Annotated in this window: 8 protein-coding genes; 3 read left to right on the forward strand and 5 right to left on the reverse strand. The window is 72.3% G+C overall.

The features are described from left to right. Positions 1-3 precede the first annotated feature (3 nt). Both MZC64_RS43975 and MZC64_RS43985 read right to left on the reverse strand, forming a co-directional pair. Positions 4-909 carry an NADP-dependent oxidoreductase gene (locus tag MZC64_RS43975; protein WP_282106863.1) on the reverse strand — a complete coding sequence of 302 codons (906 nt, stop codon included), beginning with the start codon at positions 907-909 and terminating at the stop codon, positions 4-6. Positions 910-983: 74 nt separating this feature from the next. Then, on the reverse strand, positions 984-4,826 hold the full coding sequence (locus MZC64_RS43985; protein ID WP_247765469.1) for a hypothetical protein: 3,843 nt from the start codon (positions 4,824-4,826) through the stop codon (positions 984-986). 103 nt (positions 4,827-4,929) lie between these two features. Between MZC64_RS43985 and MZC64_RS43990 the strand changes: the two genes are divergently transcribed. Continuing rightward, positions 4,930-5,922: a methyltransferase gene (locus MZC64_RS43990; RefSeq protein WP_374205878.1), complete on the forward strand. Its 993-nt coding sequence runs from the start codon at positions 4,930-4,932 to the stop codon at positions 5,920-5,922. A 353-nt stretch (positions 5,923-6,275) separates the two neighbouring features. Next, a complete protein-coding gene (locus MZC64_RS43995; protein WP_247765471.1) occupies positions 6,276-7,037 on the forward strand; it encodes an AfsR/SARP family transcriptional regulator in 762 nt (253 codons plus the stop codon). A 25-nt stretch (positions 7,038-7,062) separates the two neighbouring features. On the opposite strand, the gene MZC64_RS44000 is transcribed toward MZC64_RS43995, so the two are convergent. Then, positions 7,063-7,371, reverse strand: coding sequence for an EthD family reductase (locus MZC64_RS44000; protein WP_247765473.1), 309 nt, complete (start codon positions 7,369-7,371; stop codon positions 7,063-7,065). Between the two features lie 166 nt (positions 7,372-7,537). Between MZC64_RS44000 and MZC64_RS44005 the strand changes: the two genes are divergently transcribed. Beyond that, positions 7,538-10,141 carry a LuxR C-terminal-related transcriptional regulator gene (locus MZC64_RS44005; RefSeq protein WP_247765474.1) on the forward strand — a complete coding sequence of 868 codons (2,604 nt, stop codon included), beginning with the start codon at positions 7,538-7,540 and terminating at the stop codon, positions 10,139-10,141. On the opposite strand, the gene MZC64_RS44010 is transcribed toward MZC64_RS44005, so the two are convergent. Together MZC64_RS44010 and MZC64_RS44015 are read right to left on the reverse strand one after the other, a co-directional pair. Continuing rightward, positions 10,120-14,877: a type I polyketide synthase gene (locus MZC64_RS44010; RefSeq protein ID WP_247765476.1), complete on the reverse strand. Its 4,758-nt coding sequence runs from the start codon at positions 14,875-14,877 to the stop codon at positions 10,120-10,122. The two genes, MZC64_RS44005 and MZC64_RS44010, sit on opposite strands and share 22 nt — an antisense overlap. Further along, complete coding sequence (locus MZC64_RS44015) at positions 14,874-25,073, reverse strand: type I polyketide synthase (RefSeq protein ID WP_247765477.1); 10,200 nt, start codon at positions 25,071-25,073, stop codon at positions 14,874-14,876. The genes MZC64_RS44010 and MZC64_RS44015 overlap by 4 nt, the downstream gene beginning before the upstream one ends. Positions 25,074-25,075 lie beyond the last annotated feature (2 nt).

A 25,075-nucleotide genomic window follows, 5' to 3' on the forward strand; every position in this document is an offset into this window, starting at 1 on the left:
AGGTCAGAAGGTCAGCGTGATCTTCCCGTTCCCGCCACCCACCGCGAACCGCTCGTGCGCCGCCCGCACCTCCCGCACCGGGAAGTTCTCCGCCACCCGCAACACCAGCGCCCCCGAGTCGACCAGCCCGCTGAGTTCACGCAACCCAGCGCCGTCCTCGACCACCTGGTTGATCGTCGTGCGCACGCTCCGCGCGGACAGGTCAGGCACCGGCCCCGCCTGACTGGCGATCGAGGCGTACCGACCCCCGTCGACCACCGCATCGGTGACAAACGCGCCAAAGGTGTCGAACACCGCGTCGTAACCGCCGTCAGCCAGGTCAGCCGGATCAGTGGTGGCAAAGTCCGCGCCGAATTCCTTGACCACCGACAGCTGGGCCTCCCGGGAGACCAGCGCGTGCACCTGGGCGCCGCGGGCGCGCGCGAGTTGCACGGCCAGGCCGCCGACCGCGCCCGCCGCGCCCGCGATGAGCAGACGGTCGCCCGCGGAGACGGCCAGCCAGTCCAAGGTTTGCAGGGCGGTCAGACCGGCCAGCGGCAGGGTGGCGGCTTCGGTGAGGCTGACCGTGCTGGGGGCGGGGGCGACCACGTCGGCGGCCAGGACGACCAGGTCGGCCCAGGTGCCGCGGGTGCTGGCCAGCTGGTGGGACATGGCGATGACCCGGTCGCCGGGGCGGAACTCGCTGGTGCCGCCGTCGACGATCACCCCGGCCAGATCCCAGCCCAGGGTGAGGGGCCGGGGTGGGGTGGCGTCGCCGATGGCGCCGGTGCGGGTTTTGTCGTCGACCGGGTTGATGCTGGTGGCAATGGTGCGGATGAGCACCTCGCCGGGTCCGGGGGTCGGCTCGGCGACTTCCTCGACCCGCAGGACCTCGGGTCCGCCGAAGCGGTGGATCCGGACAGCACGCATGAACAGCCCCCTCAGAACGTGATGATCACTGTCCTCTTGCAACAGTGCGGACGGCCCGCTGATTCCCGGAGTGGTCAACCGCAGGGGCGGGGGTTCGCCACGCCGGGCAGGTGCGTTTCGCGTTTGCGGTCGGTCAGCACTCCCCGGGTGGTGGCGCAGACGCGCTGGATCGCCTGCTCGACGTCCAGGTCTAGGAGGTGCACCGCGCCGGAGCCGTCGGCGGTGGCCAGGTGGCGGCCGTCCGGGGTGAAGGCCAGCGCGTAGCCGTCGCCGTTGCCGGTGCTGATCGGTTCGCCCAGCGGGCCCGGGGCCGGGCCGGTGTGCCAGCGCCGGAGGGTGGCGTCGGTGCTGGTGCTGGCCAGGGTGGCGCCGTCGGGGCTGAAGGCGACCGCGGAGACGGATCTGCCGTGCCCGGTCAGGGCCGCGCCGAGCTGTTCGGGGGCGGCGGGGTTGTCGATGCGCCACAGGCGGACGCTCTGGTCGGCGCTGGCGGTGGCCAGGGACCGGCTGTCGGGGCTGAAGGCGACCGCGACCACGGCGCCCTGGTGGCCGGTGATCTTGCCGAGCAGTCGCGGTTCGCGGGGATTGTCGACCTGCCACAGCCGCACCGTGTGATCGCCGCTGGCGGTGGCCAGGATCCGGCCGTCGGGGCTGAACTCGGCGTGCCCGAGGTAGCCCTCGTGACCGGTCAGCCTGGACACCGGGGCCGGGTGCGCGGGATCGCTGATGTCCCACAGCTGCCCGGTTTCCTCGGTGTCGCCGGTGATCAGGGTGCGGCCGTCGGGACTGTAGGCCAGCGCGGCGGTGTGCCGGGTGCCCAGGGTGCGCATCGAGGAGATCGGCCTGGGCCGGGCGGGGTCGGCGACGCCCCACAACTGGAGGATCTTGCCGTGGCTGAGCACCGCCAGGGTGCGGCCGTCGGGGCTGAACCTGGTGTAGGTGCGGCAGGCACTACAGGACTTGAGCACACCGGGCACGGCCGGGATCTCGCCCAGCTGCCGGGGAGTGGCCGGGGTGGCGGTGTCCCACAGGCGGACCGTGTTGTCCTTGGCGCCGGTGGCGGCGAGCCTGCCGTCCCGGCTGAAGGCGACCATGTTGACCGTGGAGCGGTGCCCGATCAGCTGCGCGGCCGGCAGCGACCACAGCCGGACCAGGTGGTCGGAGCTGCCGGTGGCCAGGGTGGCGCCGTCGGGGCTGAAACCGACCGCGAACACATCGCCGCCGCCGGCCAGTGGCGTGCCGAGCGGGGCGGCGGTGCCCGGGTTGGCCACGTTCCACAGCCTGGCCGTGCCGTCGGCGGCGCCGGAGGCCAGGATCGCCGGGTTGACCGGGCTGAACGCGACCGACCAGACCCCGCCGGTGTGCCCGGTCAGCGGTGGGCCCAGCGGGCTGCCGTCGGCGGCGCTCCACAGTCGCACCGTGTTGTCCTGACTGCCGGTGGCCACCGTGCGACTGTCGGGGCTGAACGCCACCGAGTGCACCAGGAAACCGTGCCCGGTCAACGGTTTGCCACGGCGCGCTGGACGGGCCGGATCGCCGATGTCCCACAGCAACGCGGTGGTGTCATCGCCACCGGAGGCCAGCGACCGGCCATCCGGGCTGAACGCCAGTGACCGCACCGGACCGGTGTGCCCGGCCAGTGGCCGCTCCAGCAGCACCGGGCGGGCCGGGTCGGCGACCTGCCACAGCCGGACGGTGCGATTGTCGTTGCCCGCGGCCAGGATCCGGCCGTCCGGGCTGAACGCGACCAGGTAGATCGAGCCTTCGCCGGTGCGCAGCGGCTCGCCCAGCCGGATCGGACGGTCCGGGTTGGCGAGGTCCCACAGCAGCACCGTGCCGTCCTCGCCGGAGCTGGCCAGCACGCGGCCGTCCGGGCTGAACACCGCGGCGCTGAGCCAGCCCTTGTGCCCGCGCAACGGCTGGCCGAGCGGGCGCGGACTGGTCCGGTCCCGCACGTCCCACAGCCGGACCTGGCCGTCCTCGCCCGCGCTGGCCAGCAGCTCGCCGCGGGGACTGAAGGTGGTCAGGTAGACGTTGCCGCCGTGCCCGCTCAGCGCGGTGGCCAGCGCGCTCCGCTGGGTGCCGAGCAGCCGGGTGCGCACCTGTTCCTCGGCCGGGCGCAGCCGGTGCGCGGTCAGCAGCAGCTGCGCGGACAGCGAGGGGTCGCTCTCCCGCAGCCGGTCCGCCTCGGCCACGGTCTGCCGGAACACCGCCTCGTCCCGCTGGGCCAGCGCGGTCGAACGCTGCTGCACGGCCACCACCGCCGCGGTCGCCGCGACCAGCGCGAACCCCACCACCGCGGCCACCAGCCTGCGCAGCCTGCGGTTCTGCCTGCCCGCCCTGGCCGTCTCGTCCTCGTGCACGGCCACGCTGGCGCGCAGGAACCGGGTCTCGCCCTCGGTGAGCATCGGCCGGTGCGCCACGGCGAAATCCCTGGCCAGGGACAGCCGGGTGCCGCGGTAGAGCGCGCCGGGATCGCGCGCCAGGGTCTCCCACTGGGCGGCGGCCTCGGTGAGCTGCCGGTGCAGGCGCAGGCCCTCCCGGTCGGTGGCCAGCCACTCGCGCAGCCGGGGCCAGCAGCGGATCAGCGCCTCGTGGGTGATCTGCACACTGTCGGTGTCCAGCACGATCAGTCGCGCCTCGGCCAGCCGGTCCAGCACCTCGGTCGCGGCCGGATCGGCCAGGTCCAGCTCGGCCCGGCGCACCCGCCGCCCGGTGTCCTCGGCGCCCTCGCCGAGAGCGATCAGCCGCAGGAACAACTGCCGCGCCCACGCCTGCTGCTCCCCGTTGAGTCCGATGTAGACGGTCTCCGCGGTGTGCGCGATGGCATGCGTGATCCCGCCACTGGCCTGGTAACCGGACAGGGTCAGCGCACTGCCCCGCCGTCGCCGCCAGGTCTCCAGCAACGCGTGCGAGACCAGCGGCAGCACCCCCGGCCGCCCGGTCGCCTCGGCGATCACCTGGGACACCAGCGCGGTCTCCGGCACCGCGCCGGCCTCGACCGCGGGCCGGGTGATCACCTCGCGCAGTTCCGCGGTGCTCAGCGGCCCGACCACGAGTTGCGCCGCGCGCAGCACCGGCACCAGCTCCGGATACCGGGTGCAGTGCCCGTAGAAGTCGGCCCGCACGCCCAGCACGATCCGCACCCGGCTGGTCGGCGCCCCGGCCGCGGTGCTCAGCAAGGTCAGGAACCGCGCGCGCTCGGCCTCCTCGGCGCACAGCGTGAACAGCTCCTCGAACTGGTCGGCCACCAGCACGAGTTCGGTCTCCGGCGGCCGGTCCGCGAGCGCCTGTAACACGGTCAGGTGCAGTGTTGCCGGATCCGCGAACTCCCGCAGCAGCTCCGCGGCCGACCGGCCGGTCAGCGCGGCCAGTCGCACCGCGCATTCCTCCACCGGCCGCGGGCCAGGAGTCAGCAACACCGTGGGCAGCCCGGCGGCCCGCACCTGGTGCAGCAGCCCGGCCCGTAACAGCGAGGACTTGCCCGACCCGGACGGCCCGACCACCGCCACGAACCGATGCCGCCGCACCAGCCCGTCCAGTTCCGCGACCAGCTGTGCCCGGCCGAAGAACCGGGCGGCGTCCTCGATCTGGAACGCGCCGAGCCCGAGGTAGGGCTCCGGGCCGGGGGTGGCGGGTGGTGGCGTGTCGGCGAGTTCGGCGGCCACGGCATGCCAGCGTTGTTCCCACCCGGCGACATCACCGGCACAGGCCCGGACGTAGGCCAGGGTGACGACCAGGCTCGGCAGTTTGCGGCCACCGGCGGCCGCGGAGAGCACGGAGGCGGAGACGTGCGCGCGTTTGGCCAGGGTGCGGTAGGGGATGCCGCCCGCTTGTCTGCGTAGTGCGCGCAGGTCGGCGGCGAACCGCGGCAGTGCGCCGTCACCGGACTCCAGCGGCTGCTCCGCGCGTGGCACGGCGCTCCCTCCCGTGCTTGTGGTGACCCTCCGGAGTCAGTTCTACACGCTGTGCCGGTCGCGGTCCGATTCGGCGTTGACAGGTGTGCCACCGTGGATCTCCGTGAATGACGACCACGTCGGCAAACTCCGCGCACTGGCCGGGCTGGCCACCCCGATGGCGCTGCGGGTCGCGGTGACCCTGGGCCTGCCGGACCGCCTGCGCGGCACGCCCGCCACCGCCGAACAGCTGGCCACCGAGCAGCGGCTGTCCCCGATCGCACTCGACCTGCTGCTGGCCCACCTCACCGCCCTCGACGTCCTGGAACGTACCGGCAGCGGCTACCGGACCACCGAGTTCGGCGCGGCCCTGTGCACTGACGCGGACAACGGGCTGGCCAACTTCCTGCACTTCAACCTGGCTGGTGGCCGCGCCGACCTGGCCTTCACCGAACTACTGCACAGCGTCACCACCGGCGAGGCGGCCTACACCCGCAAACACGGGCAGGACTTCTGGGCTGACCTGGCCGAACAACCGCGGCTGCGCGAGTCCTTCGACCGGCAGATGACGCACCGCTTCCGCGAGCAGGTGCCGCGGATCGTGGCCGGTTACGACTGGGGTCGCTTCGACCACCTGGTTGACGTCGGCGGCGGGGTCGGCACCCTGCTCGCCGCGATCCTGACCGCCCATCCTGGCCTGCGTGGCCACCTGGTGGACCTCGAACCCACTGCAGCCGTGGCCGACCGGATCTTCCGCGAGCAAGGGCTCGGCGACCGGGCGGTGGCCAGTGCGGGCAGCTTCTTTGACCCGCTGCCACCTGGGGCGCAGGCGTATTTGCTGTGCGACATTTTGCACGACTGGGACGACGAGCACGCGCACCGCATCCTGGCCCGCTGCGTGGCCGCGGTGCCGGCGGACGGGCGGATCCTGGTCATCGAACCGGTCGGCGGGCGCAAGGCCAACACCGAGTTCGAGCTGGCCATGCTGGTCATCTTCGGCGGCCGGGAGCGCACCCTGGACGAGTTCCGCGCCCTGGGCTCGGCGCACGGGCTGGCGCTGGACGCGGTCACCGACCTGACCGAACAGCGTTGCCTGCTGGAGTTCCGGGTGAACTGACCCTCGCGGTCAAGACCACTTGGGCCAACTGGTACGCCCACTTGGGCCAACTCGGCGTACCAGTTGGGCCAACTCGCCGGACATCGGCTGGGTCCTGTTGGCCAGCCAACACAAATGCACCCGGATCCGCGCTCAGCACGCGCATCCGGTGACAAGACCGCGCCACCCCGTCCGGGCCAGACTGAGCGGGCGACACCAGCCACCCCGGTGGTCACTCCTCCCGGTGACTACCGCACGCGGCGGGCCGGACGGACCCCCAGCCGTTCGGCCGCCACCCGGCCGGTGCGCGGACCTCCCCATCCGGCCCCGGGTCCGCGCACCGGTCGCCGACCTGCGAAGGAGATGGCGGAGCTGTGCGGTTTCGGGTGCTCGGCGCACTGGAGGTACCCCTCGAAGTGCGGCCGGTGCGCGGCGGCAACCAGCGGAGTGTGCTGGCCCTGTTGTTGCTGCGGCACAACTCGGTGGTCGCCACCGGCGAGCTGCTCGGCGCGCTGTGGCCGGGCAACCGCCCGCGCACGGCACGCAAAATGCTGCAGAACGCGGTGTGCGGACTGCGCGGCGCGCTGGCGGCCGAGGTGGCCGGGCCGGATTCGCCGTTGCTGCTGACCCATCCGCCCGGCTACCTGCTCCGGGTGGCCGAGGACGATCTCGACCTGGTCCGGTTCCGCCGCCTGGTTCAGCGCGGCCGGGCGGAACTGGCCGCGGGGGAGGCCCTGACCGCGGCCGGATCGCTGTGGGCGGCGGCCGCGTTGTGGCGCGGACCGGCCCTGGCCGACCTGCCGATGAGCCGGGACTGGCCGGAGGTGGCCGGGTTGCGCCAGGAGTTTCTGTCCACAATGGAGGATTGGGCGGTGGCCGAACTGTGCGCGGGCGGGCACCGGCTGGTGGCCGATGAGCTGGAACCGCTGGTGCGGGCCGAACCGCTGCGGGAACGGTTGTGCGTGTTGCTGATGCGGGCGCTGTACGCGGCCGGACGGCAGGCGGACGCGCTCGCGGCCGGACGACGCAGCCGGATCGTGCTGGCCGACCGGCTGGGCCTGCGCCCGGGACCGGAGTTGCGGGACACCGAACTGGCCATCCTCCGGCACGAACTGCCGCCCCTGTCCGGCCGGTGAGCCGGACAGGGGCGCGCACCACGGCTCAGTCGACCTCGCCGCGCAGCACCACCACCCCGCCGGTGGCGAAGTTGGCCACGTCCTCGGCGGCGGCCAGCCCGGCCGGACTGGCCAGCGCGGCGTCCATCACCTCGGCCGAGTCCGCGGCGATGTCGACCTTGAGGTGGTAGGCGGCCGGGGTGCCGTCCGGCTCGGGCCGGAACCTGGTGATGGTCGCCCCGCGCAGACCGCGATCCAGCACCCGCTGGGCGATGGGGGTGTGCACCCGTGCGAAGTACTCGTCGAAGGCGGCCGGATCGGCCGGCTGACCGTACAGGGCGGTGAGGACGTGCATGAACTACTCCTTGGAACGAGGATTTCCGTTGGGGCACAAAGTAGACAGTCGTCTTTCCCGGGCAAAGGGGTGTTGTTCCACCAGACGGTCATTCGCGCTGGAGGCCGGGTCCGCCGGACCGGTGTACTGGATCACCACAACCGAGACAGGCCAAGGAGATCCGCGGATGCTATTGGTGGAGCGGGACGAACAGCTGGCCCGGCTGGCCGGGTTGCTGGTCGGGTGTGTGCGCGGGCGGGGTGCGGTGGTGCTGCTCGGCGGCCCCGCGACCTGCGGGCGGACCAGCCTGCTGGAGGTCACCACCAGCCGGGCCGCCGACAGCGGATTCCTGGTGCTGAGCGCGAACTGTTCGGCCGCGGAACGCGATTGCGCGCTGGGTGTGGTCAGCCAGTTCGCCCCCGGCGTGCGGGATGCCGACGGGTTGGTGGCGCACGTGCGCGCGGCCGCGGCGGGCCGGCCGGTGCTGCTGCGGATCGACGATGTGCACGAGGCGGACGCGGATTCCTTGCGCTGCCTGCTGTATCTGGTGCGCCGCCTGCGCACCGCACCGGTGCTGGCCGTGTTCACCGAGGTGCCCCGGTCCCGCCCCGACCTGGCCACCTTCCGCACCGAACTCCTGGATCTGCCGCACTGCCACCGGATCCGGCTCGGCCCGCTGAGCCGGGATGGGGTCGAACTGCTGCTGGCGGACCGGCTCGGCCCGATCCGGGCCCGCACCCTGGCGGCAGAGGTCTGGGCGAACACCGGCGGCAACCCGTTGCTGGTGCACGCGGTGGCCGAGGACGACGAGCAGGCGGCCTTCACCCAGGCTGTGCTGCGTTGCGTCCGGCGGGCCGACCGGGCCGCGGTGCGCCTGGCCGGCGTGCTGGCCCTGCTGGGTGCGGAGCTGACCCCGGCCGACCTGTCCGCGTTGACCGGGACCGGAGTGGAGCGGGTGACCGAGGTGCTGACCGCCCTGTCCGCCGCCGGAATCCTGGACGGGCAGCAGTTCCGGCACCCGGCCGCCCGCACCGCGCTGGCCGCCGAACTGTCCATAAAGGACCGTCGCGAACTAGGCGTGCGGGCCGCGCGACTACGTTACGACCAAGGGGCTTCCGCACTGGAGGTGGCCGGGCACCTGCTCGCCGCCGGGCACAGCCGCGGCTCCTGGGGACCGGGGGTGTTGCGCACCGCGGCCGAACAGGCGTTGCTGGACAACAACATCGAGCTGGCCGTGCGCTGCCTGGAACTGGCCCTGCGCTGCTGCCAGGGCGAGCGGGAGCGGCTCGCGATCCAGGTCACCCTGGCCAGGGTGGAGTGGCGGCTCAATCCGGTGGCCGCGGCCCGGCACCTCGATCCGCTGATCACCGCGGCGACCCAGGGCAGGCTCGGTGATCGGGACGGGGTGGAACTGGCCGCGTTGCTGCTCTGGCACGGCAGGCTGGACGCGGCATCCAGGGTGCTGGCGCACAGTCAGGCGCCCGCGGGTGAACTCGGCGCGGAATGGCTGGCCCGGCTGTGCCCGCCACTGGCCGGGGAACTGCACGGCAGCACCCGCCGGGAGTCGGTGACCGAACCGTGGCTGCGCTGGTCGGCCTCGCTGCCGGACGAACTGGGTCGCGGCGGCCGGGACGTCGCGGTGGCGCAGGCCGAACAGATCCTGCGCGGGATCCGGTTGCGGCACACCACCTCCTTCGGCCTGGAACCCCTGCTGCTGGCCCTGCTCACGCTGATCTACGCCGACCGGAACGATCTCGCCCGGCCCTGGTGCGAACGGATGCTGGTCGAGGCCGCGGGCTGGCACTCCCCGACCTGGCTGGCGCTGCTGACCAGCGTGCAGGCTGAAATCGCGCTGCGCCAAGGAGAACTGCTCACCGCCCAGGAACTGGCCGCCTCCGCACTGGACCAGCTCGGCCCCGAGGGCTGGGGTGTGGTGGCCGGATTCCCGCGTAGCTGCCTGGTGCAGGCGGCCACCCAGGCCGGCGACTACGACCTGGCCGCGGAATGCCTGGCCCAGCCGGTGCCGGAGACCATGTTCCAGACCGTGCCCGGCCTGCACTACCTGTACGCGCGTGGCGGCCTGCACCTGGCGATGGGCCGCTGGACAGCGGCGCTGGCCGATTTCCTGGCCTGTGGCGACCGGATGGCTGCCTGGCGGCTGGACCTGCCCGGGGTGCTGCCCTGGCGGGCCGGGGCCGCGCAGGCCCTGCACCACCAGGGCCAGACCGGGGAAGCGGACCGGCTGATCGAGGAACAACTCGCCCTGACCGACGGCGAACACACGAGGAGTCATGCCATGGGACTGCGCCTGCGGGCCCTGCACCTGCCCTTCGCCCAACGACCCCGGCTGCTCACCGAGGCGGTGGCCATCCAGGAGGACCGCGGCGACCGGATCGAACTGGCCCGCACCCTGCTCGACCTGGCCTGCGCCTTCGAGGCCCTCGGCGACACCCGCCGGGCCGCCGGGGTGCGCAGGCAGGCCGGTCAGGTGGCCCGCCAATGCGGCGCGGTGCCGCTCTACCAAGACGATCCAGCGGTCGCCGAGCTGGCCGCGGACCGGCTGCGCGGGCTCAGCGAGGCCGAACGCCGGGTGGCCGCCCTGGCCGTGCTGGGCTACACCAACCAGCAGATCGCGGCCCGGCTGGTGGTCACCAGCAGCACGGTCGAGCAGCACCTGACCCGGGTCTACCGCAAACTGCGGGTACGGAACCGGGCGGCGCTGCCCGCCGTGCTGGTGGGCGTGCCCGCGACCGGGGCACGCCGCCATCGTCAGCTCGGCGGCGGGAAATAGCCGGCGCGCACGAAGAACTCCACGTAGATGCTGAACAACTCCTTGTCGACGCGCGGACAGCGCAGCTCGGGCAGTGCGCTGTCGGTCTCGCCGATGTCGAAGGCGGGCAACGGCGGCCCGCCCGCGCTGGTGCGCGCGTTGAAGACTTCCAGCAGGGGCAGCGCCGCGTTGCCCCGGCTGGCGCGTACGGCCGCCTGCCAGTCCGCTCTGGGCACCGGGTCCAGCCGGTGGCCGAGTGCACGCAGTGCGTCCGCGATCCAGGTCAGGCGGACCGGTTCCGGGTTGTGCAGGTGGAAGGTGCGGCCGAGGGAGTCGGGTCGCCGGGACAGCGCCACGATCGCGGCGCTGACGTAGTCGACCGGGGTGAGGGTGAACTCGGCCTCGGCGTCCTCCGGCAGCATCCCCGCCTGGAGGCAGCCCTTGAGGCTGAGCCAGAGGAAGTCGTTGGGCTGGCAGGCACCCGCGTGCTGGTCGCCGGAGATCACGTCCGGCCGGTACACCACCACCGGCAGCCCGCGCTCGATCGCTTGCCGCACCAGCTGTTCGGCCGCCTGCTTGCTTTGCTGGTACCCACTGGACAGCGCGGCGAGCGGCCCGGTCGGATCCGCCGGCCGCAGTGGGTCAGCGCCCGCTGGTGGTTGGGCGAAGACGCCGAGGGAGGACACGTGGTGCACCGGCACGGTGCGGTGCCGGGCGGCCAGCCGCAACACCTCCTCGGTGCCATTCACGTTGGCGGGGGCCAGTTCGCGGTAGGGGTGCAGCCAGTTCACCGCCGAACCCGCGTGGTAGATCACCTCGATCTGCCGGGCCAGCTGGTCGAATCGGCGGGCGCTGAGGCCCAGCCTGGGGTCGGCCAGGTCGCCGAGCACGATCCGGACCCGGGTCAGGTCGACCTCGGCCAGCAGGCCGTACCACTTGAGCTGGGCCCGCAGCCGTTCGGTCGCGGCGGTCACGTCCCGGCCGCGCACCAGGCAGTGCACGGTCGCCCGGGTTTCCCGGAGCAGATCGCGGAGCAGGAACGCGCCGAGGAAGCCGGTGGCGCCGGTGAGCAGGATCTGGCTGGGTGGCTCGCTCATCGCGATTCGTTCTGTTGCTGGGAGGATGTCCTCGGCCAGCTTCACTTCGACTGGCAGCTGACTGTCCGAAGTAGACTCCTCGCCGCTGAGTCTGCGGTCCAGGTAGTCGGCGAGTTGTTGTGGGGTGGGGTGTTCGGCGACCAGGGAGCCGGGCAGAGTCAGGCCGGTGGCGGCGGCGAGGTGGGTGCGTAGTTCGGCTGCGGTGAGCGAGTCCAGGCCGAGTTCCTTGAAGCTGGTGAGCAGGTTGGGGTCCTCGGTGTGGCCGAGCACGGTGCGGACGGTAGCGCGGACCAGGTCGAGCATGTTGGCCGCGGCCGGGGAGGCAGCACTTGCCACTCGCCGCTGGGGTCTGGTCGGCGCTGGGCGGGGTGTGCGTGGTGGGGGCGGGAGGGTGCCGGGGATGACCAGGTCGGCGGTGAGCACCGGCTGGTCGGCGGGGCAGGTCGCGATGAGCGCGTAGCCGTTTCCGGTGGGGGTCAGGTGGACCCGGAGCGTGGTCGCGGATACCGCGTGCAGGCGGAGGCCGTGCCAGGCGACCGGGGTGCCGATCGCGCGCAGGGCTGCGTTGATCAGGTCGGGGTGCAGGTCGTAGCCCGCGCTGTCCGGCATCGTGACCTCGGTGCAGTCTCCGATTGTTGGCCAGGGGCCGGAGTGGTCGTCCTTGACCAGGATGCCGGTAGCGCAACGGATCCAGTCCGAGTCCGCGGTGCGGATGGACACCGTCACCGGCCATTTGTCCACTTCGGACGGTCCCAGGAGCAGTCGCAGTTCGACTGGTTCGGGTGGCAGCTCGGTCTCGATGGTCAGCTGCTCCACCAGGTCGCAGCCTGCTTCCGCGCCCGCGCGCAGCACCAGTTCGACCAGTGCGGTGGTGGAGGTCCCGGCCGGGAGTGAACCGGTGAGCAGGTGGCCGCCGGGCTGGTCGATTACCGCGTTGAGCAGCGGATGGCCCGCTGCCCGGCCGTCGCCGTGGGTGGGGGCGTCGAGCCAGTAACGCTTGTGCTGGAAGGGATAGGTCGGCAGGTCGGCCCGCGCGACGCCGGGGTGGCTGGGCCAGCGCACCGGCAGGCCGTGCACGTGCAGGGTGGCCAGGGACAGCAGGAATCGTTCCCGGCCGCCCTGGTCGCGGCGCAGCGTGCCGGTGACCACAGCAGGGACAGTGTCCTGAATGGACACGGTCAGCACCGGATGCGGGCTGATCTCGACGAACACCCCGTGCCCCGATTCGGCGAGTGCGCGGGTGGCCTGTTCGAAGCGGACCGGCAGGCGCAGGTTGCGGTACCAGTACTCGGCGGTGAGCGCGGTCCCGTCCACCCAGTCGGCCGCCGCGGTGGAGAAGAACGGCACCCTGGCTGGTTGCGGGGCGGGCCCGCCGAGCTGGTCGAGCACCTGTTCGTGCAGTTCTTCGACGTAGTGACAGTGCGAGGCGACCCCGGCGGCGATCCGGCGCACCTGGATCTCCTCGGCAGCGCAGATCGCGGCGAACTCGGTGAGCGCGTCATCGGCGCCCGCGACCACCACCGATCGCGGCCCGTTCACCGCGGCCACCGCCAGCTCCTTCGCCCAGGGCGCGAGCCGGTCCTGGACCTCGGTCTCGGGCAGGGCCACCGACAGGATGCCGCCGCGACCGACCAGGCTGGTCAGCAACCTGCTGCGGCGCACCACGATCCGGGCCGCGTCGGCCAGGGTGAGCGCACCCGCGATGTGCGCGGCGGCGATCTCACCCTGGGAGTGCCCGACCACGGCATCGGGTCGCACACCGTGCGTCTGCCAGAGCCGGGCCAACGCGACCATGATCGCGAACAGCACTGGTTGCACGACCTCGATCCGGTCCAGCTCACCGCTGCGGAGCACGTCCAGCAGTCGCCAGTCCACGTGCGCCTCGATCGCCTGCGCGCACTCGCCGAGGGCCTCGGCGAACACCGGTTCGGTATCCAGGAGGTCCAGGGCCATGCCCGGCCATTGGGAGCCCTGGCCCGGGAAGACGAACACCACCTTGCCGGGGTTGGTGGCGGTGCCGGTGACCAGGTTGGGTGCGCTGTCGCCAGTGGACACAGTGGACAGTCCGGCGCGCAGCTCGTCCTGGTCGGCGGCGATGAGGACGGCACGGTGCTCGAAGCCGGCGCGGCCCTCGGCCAGGGTGGTGGACAGGGCGGGCAGGTCTGGACTGGGGTGCGCGAGCAGACGTTCGGCCTGGGCGCGCAGGGCTTCCGGGGTGCGTGCGGAGAGCAGGATGGGGACCGGGCCGGGTGAGGGTTCCGCTGCTGGCGCTGGGAGTTCGGGGTGTTCGAGGATGAGGTGTGCGTTGGTGCCGCTGACGCCGAAGGAGGACACCGCGGCCCGGCGGGCGCGGCCGTGTGCGGGCCACGGGGTGGCCGAGGTGAGCAGTTCGACCGCGCCGGAATCCCAGTCCACGTGCGGGCTGGCCTCGTTGATGTGCAGGCTGCGCGGCAGTATCCCGTTTCGCATAGCCATGATCATTTTGATTGTGCCGCCGACACCGGCGGCGGCCTGGGTGTGGCCGAGGTTGGACTTGAGTGAGCCGAGGTACAGGGGTGACTCGCGGTCCTGGCCGTAGGTGGCCAGCAGGGCCTGTGCCTCAATGGGATCGCCGAGCCTCGTGCCGGTGCCGTGTGCTTCGACGGCGTCCACTTCGGACGGTGTGAGCCCGGCGTTGGTCAGAGCCTGGCGGATCACGCGTTGCTGGGCCGGTCCGTTGGGTGCGGTCAGCCCGTTGGAGGCGCCGTCCTGGTTGACCGCTGAGCCGCGGATGATCGCCAGGATCGGGTGCCCGGCGCGCTGGGCGTCGGAGAGGCGGGCCAGCAGCAGCACCCCGACGCCCTCGGCCCAGCCGGTGCCATCGGCGTTGGCGGCGAAGGGTTTGCAGCGGCCGTCCGGGGCGAGTGCGCGCTGTCGGCTGAACTCGACGAAGGTGCCCGGCGTGGCCATCACGGTCACCCCACCAGCCAGTGCCAGCTCGCATTCGCCCTGCCGGAGTGCCTGCGCGGCAAGGTGAATGGCGACCAGTGAGGACGAACACGCGGTGTCCACGGTGATCGCCGGGCCGGTGAGGCCGAGGGTGTAGGCGATCCGGCCGGAGGCGACGCTGCCGGCGCTGCCGGTGCCCAGATAGCCTTCCACCTCTTCGGGAATCCGGCGGTACAGCCGGGAGGCGTAGTCGTTGTACATCACCCCGGTGAACACGCCGATCTGCCGGTCCCGCAAGGTGATCGGGTCGATGCCCGCGCGTTCCACCGCCTCCCAAGAGGTCTCCAGCAGCAGCCGTTGCTGCGGGTCGACGGCCAGGGCCTCGCGCGGGGAGATGCCGAAGAAGCCCGCGTCGAACTCGGCGGCCTCGTGCAGGAACCCGCCCTCGCGGACGTAGCAGGTGCCCGGCCGGGTGGGATCCGGGTCGTAGAGCCGGTCCAGGTCCCAGCCGCGGTCCACCGGGAAGCCGCCGATGGCGTCGGTGCCGGCGGCGACCAGGTCCCACAGGTCTTCGGGGGTGCGGATGCCGCCGGGGAAGCGGCAGCCGATACCGAGCACCGCGATCGGGTCGGTGCTGCGCGCGGTGAGCGACTCGTTCTCCAGCCGCAGCCGCTGGTTCTCCTTGGCTGCCACGCGCAGGGCGGTGACGAGCTGTTCGGGTGTGGTGGTCATGCCGTGTGCACTCCAGTTGTGGTGGCGCCCAGCACGTGCTGGACCAGCCGGTCGGCGTCCATGGCGTCGAAGAGGTCGGGCAGGTCGGGTTCCGGTTCGCTGGGCGCGAGTTCGGCGCGCAGCAGTTCGGCCAGCGCACCGGGGGAGGGGTGGTCGAAGATCACCGTGGCGGGCAGCCGGAGCCCGGTGGCGGTGGTCAGCCGGTTGCGCAGTTCGACCGCGGTGAGGGAGTCGAAGCCGAGGTCTTTGAACGCCCGCCCGGCCACCAGCGCGGCCGGACCGGTGTGCCCGAGCACCTCGGCGATCTCCCGCTGCACCAGGGCCAGCAGCTTCTCCCGCTGGTCGGCGAGCGGCAGTGCGCGCAGCTGGTCGGACCAGGACGCCTCGGCGGCCTCGGTCGCCGCGACCGGCAGGCGGCGACGCACCAGTCCGCGCAACAGCGGCGGAGTTTCGCCACGCAGGTCGGCGGTGGCCAGCCGGAGCGGCACCAGGTGCGCGTCCTCCCCGCGCAGGGCGGCGTCGAAGCAGGCCAGGGCGGTCTCGGTGCTCATCGGCAGGGTGCCGCCGCGGGCCAGCCTGCCGCGGTCGGCGGCGCTGATGTGACCGGTGAGTCCGCTGGCCTCCGCCCACAGTCCCCAGGACAGCGACAGCGCGGGCAGTCCTTCCGCCTGTCGCTGCCGGGCCAGGGCGTCCAGGACCGAGTTGGCGGCGGCGTAGTTGGCCTGGCCGGGGCCGCCGAGCACGCCGGAGGCCGAGGAGAACAGCACAAACGCGGCCAGGTCGAGGTTTTTGGTCAGCTCGTGCAGGTGCTGGGCGGCCGCGGCCTTGGGGCGCAACACGGTGTCCAGGCGGTCCGGGGTGAGCGCGGAGAGCACACCGTCATCCAGGGCGCCCGCCAGGTGCAGCACCGCGGTGAGTGGGTGGATCAGCCCGGAGAAGAGTGCGGCCAGGGCAGCACGGTCGGCGGTGTCGCAGGCGGCCACGGTCACCTCAGCGCCGAGTGTGGTCAGTTCGGCCTGTAGTTCCGCCGCGCCGGGGGCGGCCGGGCCGCGTCTGCTGGTCAGCAGCAGGCGGCGGACGCCGTGCCGGGTGACCAGGTGCCGGGCCAGCAGTCCGCCGAGCACGCCGGTGCCGCCGGTGATCAGCACAGTGCCGTCGGGATCCCAGGTCCGACCGGCCGTTGATGGCCGCACCCGGATCAGCCGGGGCACCCGCAGCTGGCCCGCGTGCAGGGCGAGCTGGGGTTCGTCGGTGGCGAGGGCGGTGGTGAGCAGATCGGGGGTGAGGTCCTCATCGTGGTCCAGCAGCACGAAGCGGCCCGGGTTCTCCGACTGCGCGGACCGGAGCAGGCCCCACACGGCCGCGCTCGCCGGATCGGTGTCCGCGTCGCGGGTGGTGAGCACGAGCTTGCTGGTGCCGTACCGCGGATCCAGCCAGCGCTGGGCCAGGTCGAGGGCCTGGCAGGCAGCCTCCCGGACCTCGCCTGTTGGTGCGGGCAGCACCACGGCTTCGGGCAACGCAGCCCCGGTGGTCAGTGCGGTGGTGAACGCGGTCAGGTCGGGGTACTGGGCGATGGGGATTGTGGTTGTGGGCACCGGGGTTTCGGACCAGGTGATCCGGTAGAGCGATTCCGGTGTGGTGCTGAGCTGATCAGGTGCGATCGGGCGCAGCAGCAAGGAGTCCACCGAGGCGACCGGTGTGCCCGTGGCGTCGGCCAGCAGCAGGGAGATCGCGTCCTGGCCCAGTGGGGTCAGCCGGGCGCGCAGTACGGTGGCTCCGCTCGCGGCGAGGGTGACTCCGTTCCAGGAGAACGGCAATCGGTCGCGTGGGCCGGCGCCGAGTGGGATGGCGTGCAGCACCGAATCGAGCAACGCGGGGTGCAGGCCGAAGCCGTCGGACTCGGTGTCCAGGCGCACCTCGGCGTAGATGTCGGAGTCGTGCCGCCATGCCTGGTGCAGGCCCTGGAAGGGTGGTTCGTACTGGTAGCCGGACTCGGCCAGCTCCGCGTACAGGCCGCCGATCGGCAGCTCCGTGGCGCCGGGTGGCGGCCAGTCTTCCAGACCTGGCAATGGTTTCCCGGTGGTGGGTGCGAGCACACCGGTGGCGTGGCGGATCCAGTCCGGATCGTCATCGCGTTGGGAGTGCACGCTGATCGCTCGCCTGCCCGCGTCGTCCGGCGGGTGCACCCGGACCTGGAGGACACGCGCGCCCTCGGGTGGCAGCAGGAGTGGGGTGGCGATGGTCAGTTCCTCCACCATCGCGCAGCCGGTCTCGGCGGCGGCATGCAGGGCGAGTTCGAGGAAACCTGTGCCCGGCAACAACACCGCGTCCCGCACCGCGTGCCCGGCCAGCCAGGGGTGGGTGGCCAGGGACACCCGGCTGGTGAACAGCACACCGTCGTCCTCGGCCAGCCGGGTCGCCGGGCCGAGCAGCGGATGGCCCTCGATCACGGCCGTGCGCGGGACCTCCAGCCAGTACCGCTGACGCTGGAAAGGGTAGGTGGGCAACGGAATCCGGCGCGCGGGAAGGCCGTCGAACCAGCGCGGCCAGTCCACCGGAGCACCGCAGACGTAAGCCTCGGCCAGTGAGTGCAGGAACCGGTCCCGGCCGCCGTCGGCACGGCGCAGGGTGCTCGCGGTCCGGACGTCCTCGATCCCGGGGACCAGCACCGGATGTGAGCTGACCTCGACGAAGAGGTCCAGGCCAGCCTCGGTCAGCGCCTGTACGGCCCGGTCGAAGCGGACTGGTTCGCGCAGGTTCCGGTACCAGTAGTGGGCATCCAGCCCGAGTGGGTCGAACCGTTCGCCGGTGGTGGCCGAGTAGTAGTCGATGGTCGCCGCCCGGGGCCGGATGTCGGCCAGCGCGGTCAGCAGTTCGTCCCGGATCGCCTCGACGTGGTTGGTGTGCGAGGCGTAGTCCACCGGCAGCAGGGTGGTCCGGATGTCCGCGCTGGCACAGGTTTCGGCGAATTCCCACAGCGCGTGACCGTCCCCGGCGACCACGGTCGCGTCCGGCCCGTTGACCACCGCGACCGCCAGCAGCTCGTGCCACGGCTCGATCAGCTGCTCCACCTCGGCGGCGGGCCGGCGGACCGCGAGCATGCCGCCCCGGCCGGAGAGGGCGCGCAACGCCTTGCTGCGCAGGGTGATCACCTTCGCCGCGTCCGCCAGGGACAGCGCACCGGCGATGTGCGCGGCGGCGATCTCACCCTGCGAGTGCCCGACCACCGCCTCCGGCTGCACGCCGTGTGCCTGCCAGAGCCGGGCCAGCGCGACCATGACCGCGAACAGGGCGGGCTGCACCACGTCCACCCGATCCAGCGTGGGCGCCCGCAGCACGTCCAGCAGCCGCCAGTCCACGTGCGCCTCGATCGCCTCCGCGCAGTCGGTCAGCGCCTGGGCGAACACCGGGGTGCTGTCGAGCAGTTCCAAGGCCATGCCGGGCCACTGCGCGCCCTGGCCAGGGAAGACGAACACGGTGCGCGCTGGCTCGGTGGCGTTGCCGCGCACCAGGTTCTCGGCCAGTAGCACTGCCCGATCCGGGAGTCTGGCGTCGGTGGTGGCCAGGGTGTAGGCGAGATCAAGCCGGTTGGCCTCGGGCAACGCGGCAACACGGGCGTCGAGTGCGGTGGAACCGCGGGCGCTGAGCACGAGTGGCAGCGGGCCGGGATCGAGTTCCGGCCGGGGTTCGGTGGGCAGCGCGGGCGGGGATTCGATGATGAGGTGCGCGTTGGTGCCGCTCATGCCAAAGGCGGAGATCCCGGCCCGGCGTGGGCGGTTGTTCTCCGGCCACGGGGTGGACTCGGTGAGCAGTTCGACCGCGCCGGATTCCCAGTCCACGTGCGGACTCGGCTGGTCGACGTGCAAGCTCCGGGGCAGCATCCCGTGCTGCATAGCCATGATCATCTTGATCGCTCCGCCGACACCCGCGGCGGCCTGGGTGTGGCCGAGGTTGGACTTGAGCGAGCCCAGGTACAGCGGCCGGTCCCGGTGCTGCCCGTAGGTTTTCAGCAGGGCGTGTGCCTCGATCGGATCACCGAGGGTGGTGCCGGTGCCGTGTGCCTCGACGGCGTCCACTTCGGACGGTGTGAGTCCGGCGCTGTCCAGGGCCTGGCGGATCACCCGTTGCTGGGCCGGGCCGTTCGGGGCGGTGAGGCCGTTGGAGGCGCCATCCTGGTTGACCGCCGAGCCGCGGATGATCGCCAGGATCGGGTGCCCGTGGCGTTGCGCGTCGGAGAGTCGTTCCAGCAGCAGTATGCCCGCGCCCTCGGCCCAGCCGGTGCCGTCCGCGCCGGCGGCGAAGGGTTTGCAGCGGCCGTCCGAGGCGAGTGCGCGCTGCCTGCTGAACTCGATGAAGGTGGCCGGGGTGGCCAGCACGGTCGCGCCCCCGGCCAGCGCCAGGGTGCATTCGCCACGTCGGAGTGCTTGGGCGGCAAGGTGAATGGCCACCAGCGAGGAGGAGCAGGCGGTGTCCACGGTCAGCGCGGGGCCGGTGAGCCCGAGGGTGTAGGCGATCCGGCCAGAGGCGACACTGGCCGCGCTGCCGATGCTGAGGTAGCCCTCCACCTCGGCTGGGATCCGATGGTAGAGCCGGGCGCCGTGGTCATGGTGGGCGACCCCGGTGAACACGCTGACCGGTTCACCACGCAGTGCGCCGGGGTTGAGGCCCGCGCGTTCCACTGCCTCCCAAGCGGTTTCCAGCAGCAGCCGTTGCTGCGGGTCCATGGCCAGGGCCTCGCGCGGCGAGATCCCGAAGAAGGCGGCGTCGAAGTCCAGTGCGCCGGTGAGGAAACCGCCGTGCCGCACATAGCTCCGGCCGATGGCCGCCGGGTCGGGGTCGAACAGCTCGTCCAGAGGCCAGCCCCGGTCGGTCGGCAACCCGGTGATCGCGTCCACGCCGGACTCGACCAGGCGCCACAGGTCTTCCGGTGTGGTCACCCCGCCGGGATAGCGGCAACCCATGGCCACCACCGCGATCGGCTCCTCAGTCGCGGTTCGGCTGGTGGACTCGCCGGGGGTGCCGGAGCCGGTCAGCAGCGTGTGCAGGTGCTCGGCCAGGGCGCGTGCGTTGGGGTGGTCGAACGCCACCGCACCGGGCAGGGTGAGGCCGGTGGCGGCGGTCAGCCGGTTGCGCAACCGCACGGCGGCCAGGGAGTCGAAACCCAGTTCCTGGAACGCCAGATCGGGGGCCACCGCACTGACCTCGGTGTGGCCGAGCACGGCCGCGGCTGCTGTCCGCACCAGGTCCAGCAGGTCGGACCGGCGTGGCGCGGCGTCCGGCTCGCTGACTGGCTCCACCCGTTCCGGACCAGAGCTGTCGAGCCAGAACCGTTGCCGCTCAAAGGGATAGGTCGGCAGCGCGGCTGGTAGCCCGGCTGGGAAGAGCACCGACCAGTCGACCGGCGCGCCGTGCACGTGCAGGGCAGCCAGTGCCGCAAGGAATGATTCGGCCTCATCCTCCCCGGCGACCAGGGCGGGTGTCGCGACCGCCGTGGGCAGTGAGTCCTGGGCCATCGCGGTGAGTAGCGCGTCCGGCCCCAGCTCCAGGAACGCAGTGGCCCCCAGCCCACCCAGAGCCCGCACGCCGTCGGCAAACCGGACCGGCTCGCGCACGTGTGCCACCCAGTACCCGGGATCGCCCAGCCGGTCGGTGATCAGCTCACCGGTCAGGTTGGACACCACCGGCAACCGGGCCGGGTGGTAGGTCAGCCCGGCGGCGATGTGGCCGAACTCGGCCAGCATCGGCTCCATCCGGGCAGAGTGGAAGGCGTGGCTCACCTGAAGTCGCTTGACCCGGCGTCCCGCCTCCCGCCAACGTTCCGCGACCGCCAGCACCACCTCGGCTTCGCCGGAGATCACCACCGACCGTGGCCCGTTGACCGCGGCTAGGGACACCTCAGGTCCGGGCAGCGAGTCCAGCACCTCCGCCTCGGTGGCCTCGATCGCGGCCATCGCGCCGCCTTCGGGCAGCGCCTGCATCAGCCTGCCGCGCGCGGCCACCAGGGTCGCGGCATCCGCCAGGGACAGCACCCCGGCCAGGTGTGCCGCGGTCAGTTCGCCGACCGAATGCCCGGCCAGCGCCACCGGGTGCACCCCGAAGTGCCCGGCCAGCCGGAACAGCGCCACTTCCAGGGCGAACAACGCGGGCTGGGCGTACTCGGTGCGGTGGATCAGCTCGCTGTCCAGCACATCCCGCAACGGCCACGGCAGCAACGGATCCAGTGTCGTGACCACCTCGTCGAACGCCTCGGCGAAGACCGGGAACCGCGCCCGCAACCCCTGTCCCATGTCCGGCCGCTGACTACCCTGCCCGGTGCACAGGAACGCGACCCGTGGTGTGCCGTGCGCGCTGCCTTCGACGACCGCGGGGGAGGGGCGCCCCGCCGCGAGCGCAGCCAGCCCGTCCCGGTCACCGCCGAGCACCACCGCCCGGTGCCGGAAATGCACGCGCCCGGTGGCGAGCGTGTGGGCCATTCCAGGAGTGTCCACAGTGGACACCAGTTGTGCGGCGCTGGTGCGTAAGGCTTCTGGGGTTCGGGCAGAAATAAGCCACGGTCCCGGAGTATCGGCCACCGGGAGGTCGGCGGGTGCCTGTTCGAGTACCACGTGGGCGTTGGTGCCGCTGATCCCGAACGCGGACACCCCGGCCCGGCGCGGCCGGTCCACCTCGGGCCACGGCCGGGTCTCGGCGAGCAGCTCCACCGCGCCGGAATCCCAGTCCACGTGCGGACTCGGCCGGCCCAGGTGCAAGGTCCTGGGCAGCACCCCGTGCCGCAGGGCCGCGATCATCTTGATCACCCCCGCGATACCCGCCGCTGCCTGGGTGTGGCCGAGGTTGGACTTGACCGAACCCAGCAACAGCGGCTGCTCCCGATCCTGCCCGTAGGTGGCCAGCAATGCCTGTGCCTCAATGGGATCGCCCAGCCGGGTGCCGGTGCCGTGCGCCTCCACCGCGTCCACTTCGGACGGTGTCAGCCCGGCGTTGGCCAGTGCCTGCCGGACCAGTCGCTGCTGAGCCGGTCCGTTGGGTGCGGTCAGCCCGTTGGAGGCGCCATCCTGGTTCACCGCCGAACCCCGGATGATCGCCAGTACCGGATGCCCGTTGCGGCGCGCGTCGGACAGCCGTTCCAGCAACAGCATGCCCGCACCCTCGGACCACCCGGTGCCGTCGGCGCCGGCCGCGAACGGTTTGCAGCGCCCGTCCGGCGCGAGGGCACGCTGTCGGCTGAACTCCACGAAGTTCGCCGGGGTGGCCAGCACGGTGGCGCCTCCGGCCAGCGCCATCGAGCACTCACCCTGCCGAAGTGCTTGCACCGCAAGGTGAATGGTCACCAGTGAGGAGGAGCAGGCGGTGTCCACGGTGAGCGCGGGGCCGGTGAGTCCGAGGGTGTAGGCGATCCGCCCGGACGCCACGCTGCCCGCCGTGCCCAGCCCGGCGTAACCCTCCAGATCGGCGGGCACCCGGCCGCCGTAGTCCGCCGACATCAGCCCGGCGAACACCCCGACCGGCTGCTCCCGCAACGAGGTCGCGCTGATCCCGGCCCGTTCCACCGCCTCCCACGCGGTTTCCAGCAGCAGCCGCTGCTGCGGGTCCATGGCCAGGGCCTCGCGCGGGGAGATACCGAAGAAGGCCGCGTCGAACCCGGCCGCGTCCGCCAGGAAACCGCCCTGGTCGACGTAGCTGGTGCCCGGCTGGTCCGGATCTGGGTGGAACAACCGGTCGAGATCCCAGCCCCGGTCAGTGGGGAACTCGCCCACCACATCGGTTTCCGCGATCAGCAACCGCCACAGGTCCTCGGGCGAGGCGATCCCGCCGGGGAACCGGCAGCCCATGCCCACCACCGCGATCGGCTCGCCGGTGACCCCGGTCGCCGTCACCACGGCCCGCTCGCCAGAGCGCAACGCGGCCAGTTCCCGGGCCAGTGCCAAGGGATCCGGGTGGTCGAAGGCGATGGTGGCGGGCAGGGTGAGTCCGGTGGCCGCGGCCAGCCGGTCGCGGAGCTGGACCGCGTGCGCCGAGGTGAAACCGAGGTCCTTGAACGGCCGGTCCGGCTCCGGCAGTTCGCCCTCGGGCAGCCCGCCCACCGCCGCGGCCGCGGCCAGCACCAGCTTAAGCAGCCCGCCGTCCCAGCCGTCGAGCACCGGAGCCTCGGCCACTGGGGCACGCTGGGCCACCACCGCGGGCCGGTTCACGGTGAGCGCGGCATCGAACATCGGCAACCAGTCCGGCACTTCAACCCCAAGGAGCACCGCAGGCTGCCCCGCCGCCCGCCGCTGCTTGGCCAGCAGCTCAAACCCCGCCGACAACTCGTCGGTCAGCAGCACAAACGCCGACAGTTCACCCGTCACCCGGTGCAGCACCTCCGCGCCCGCCAGGTCGCCGGTGTGCACCACCCCGCCCACCTGCCGGACCAGTGCGGCGACCGCCTGCTCATCAGCGAGATCGCAGGTGGCCAGGGTGACCGTGGCGCCCAGCTCAGCTAGTCCGTGCTCGTCGATCGACGCCGTGCCCGCCGCACTGGACCCGATCAGCAGCAGCCTGCGCACCCCATGCGCGCCGACCAGGTGCCGGGCTACTGCCGCGCCGAGTTCGCCGTCCGCGCCGGTGACCAGCACGGTCCGCTCGGGGTCGAAGACCATCGGCGGTGCGCTGGTCCGCGTGGGCACCCGGGTCAGCCGGTCGGCCTCGAACAGCGACTCGTAGTGCGGCGTGCCCACCGCCACCAGCCGCGCGGGCTGGGTCACCAGCTCATGCCGCCGCACCTTGCCCGAGGCCGTCCGCGGGATCTCGCGGACCGTGTACACCTGCTCCGGCACCTTGAAGTAGGACAACCGCTCCCGCGCCGCCGCGAACAACGCCGCCGGCTCCGCCGCCCCCACCACATAGGCCACCGGCACCTCGCCAAGCACCTCATGCGGCTGCCCGGCCACCGCCACATCGGCCACCCCGGGCACCTGCCGCAGCACGTCCTCCACCTCGCCCGGGTGGATGTTCTCCCCGGCCCGGATGATCAGCTCCTTGCTGCGCCCGGTGATGGTCAGAAACCCCTGCTCGTCCTGGCGCGCGAGATCCCCGGTCCGGTACCAGCCATCGGTCAGCACCTCTGCCGTCTCGTTGTGGTACCCGGCCATCACACTGGCCCCACGCACCCACAACTCACCCTCGGCACCCGTCGGCACGTCTGCACCCTCGGCCGAGACCAGCCGAACGGTCAGCCCAGGCAAGGGTTTCCCGCAGGACCCCGGCGGGGCCGAACCATCCGGCGGACTCACCGCGATCGGCCCACAGGTCTCGGTGCAGCCGTAGCTGTCCAGCAACGGCACGCCAAACGTGTCCACAAAGGACTGTCGCAACGCGACACTGCTCGGCGACCCGCCGGCCACGCAGATCCGCGGGAACTCAGGCAGGGATTCCCCGGTCGCCAGCACCTGGTGGTACATGGTCGGCACCGCGGACAGCACCGTGTGCGCGCCAGTCCGCAACTCGGCCAGCAGATCAGGAACAGAAAACCCGTCCAGCAGCCGCACACTAGCCCCCACCGCGGTGGCCCCCAGCACGCACAGGTGGTGCGACATGCAGTGGAACAGCGGCAGCGGCCACAGCAGTGAGTCCTCTTCGGACAGTCCGTGCACCGGCGCGTACAGCGATGCGAGGGACCACAGCGAGTTGCGCAGCGTGGACAGCACACCCTTGGGTCGCCCAGTGGTGCCGGAGGTGTAGAGCAGCCACCCAACCTCATCCACCCCGAGGTCATCCCTGGCAGCCACCCCCGGATCCGTCCACGTCGCCGGATCGTCCACCAGCAGCACCTCCGGCGCCGCCGCGAGCCGACGCACCTGGTCCAGGCGCGGCCGGTCCGTGAGCAGCACCGTCGCGCCGCTATGGGCCAGCAGCCGGTCCAGTTCGGCGTCGGCGGCCTGCGGGTTCAACGGCACCCCGATCGCACTGGCTCGCGCGATCCCCAGATACGCCTCGACCGTCTCCACCCGGTTGCCCAGCAGCATCGCCACCCGGTCACCCCGCTCGCAACCCAGTTGGGCCAGCCGCCCGGCCAGGTGCCGGGTGCGCCGGTCCAGGTCGGCGAAGCTGACGCCGCGGCGCGCGTCGGAGTAGGCGATCCGGTCGCCGAAGCGGGCGGCGTTGGCCGCCAGCAGCTCCGGCAGCGGTCGGATCAGGTCGGTTCGCAGCACAGTCACCA

This window comes from Crossiella sp. S99.2 (assembly GCF_023094165.1).
GTDB lineage: Bacteria > Actinomycetota > Actinomycetes > Mycobacteriales > Pseudonocardiaceae > Crossiella.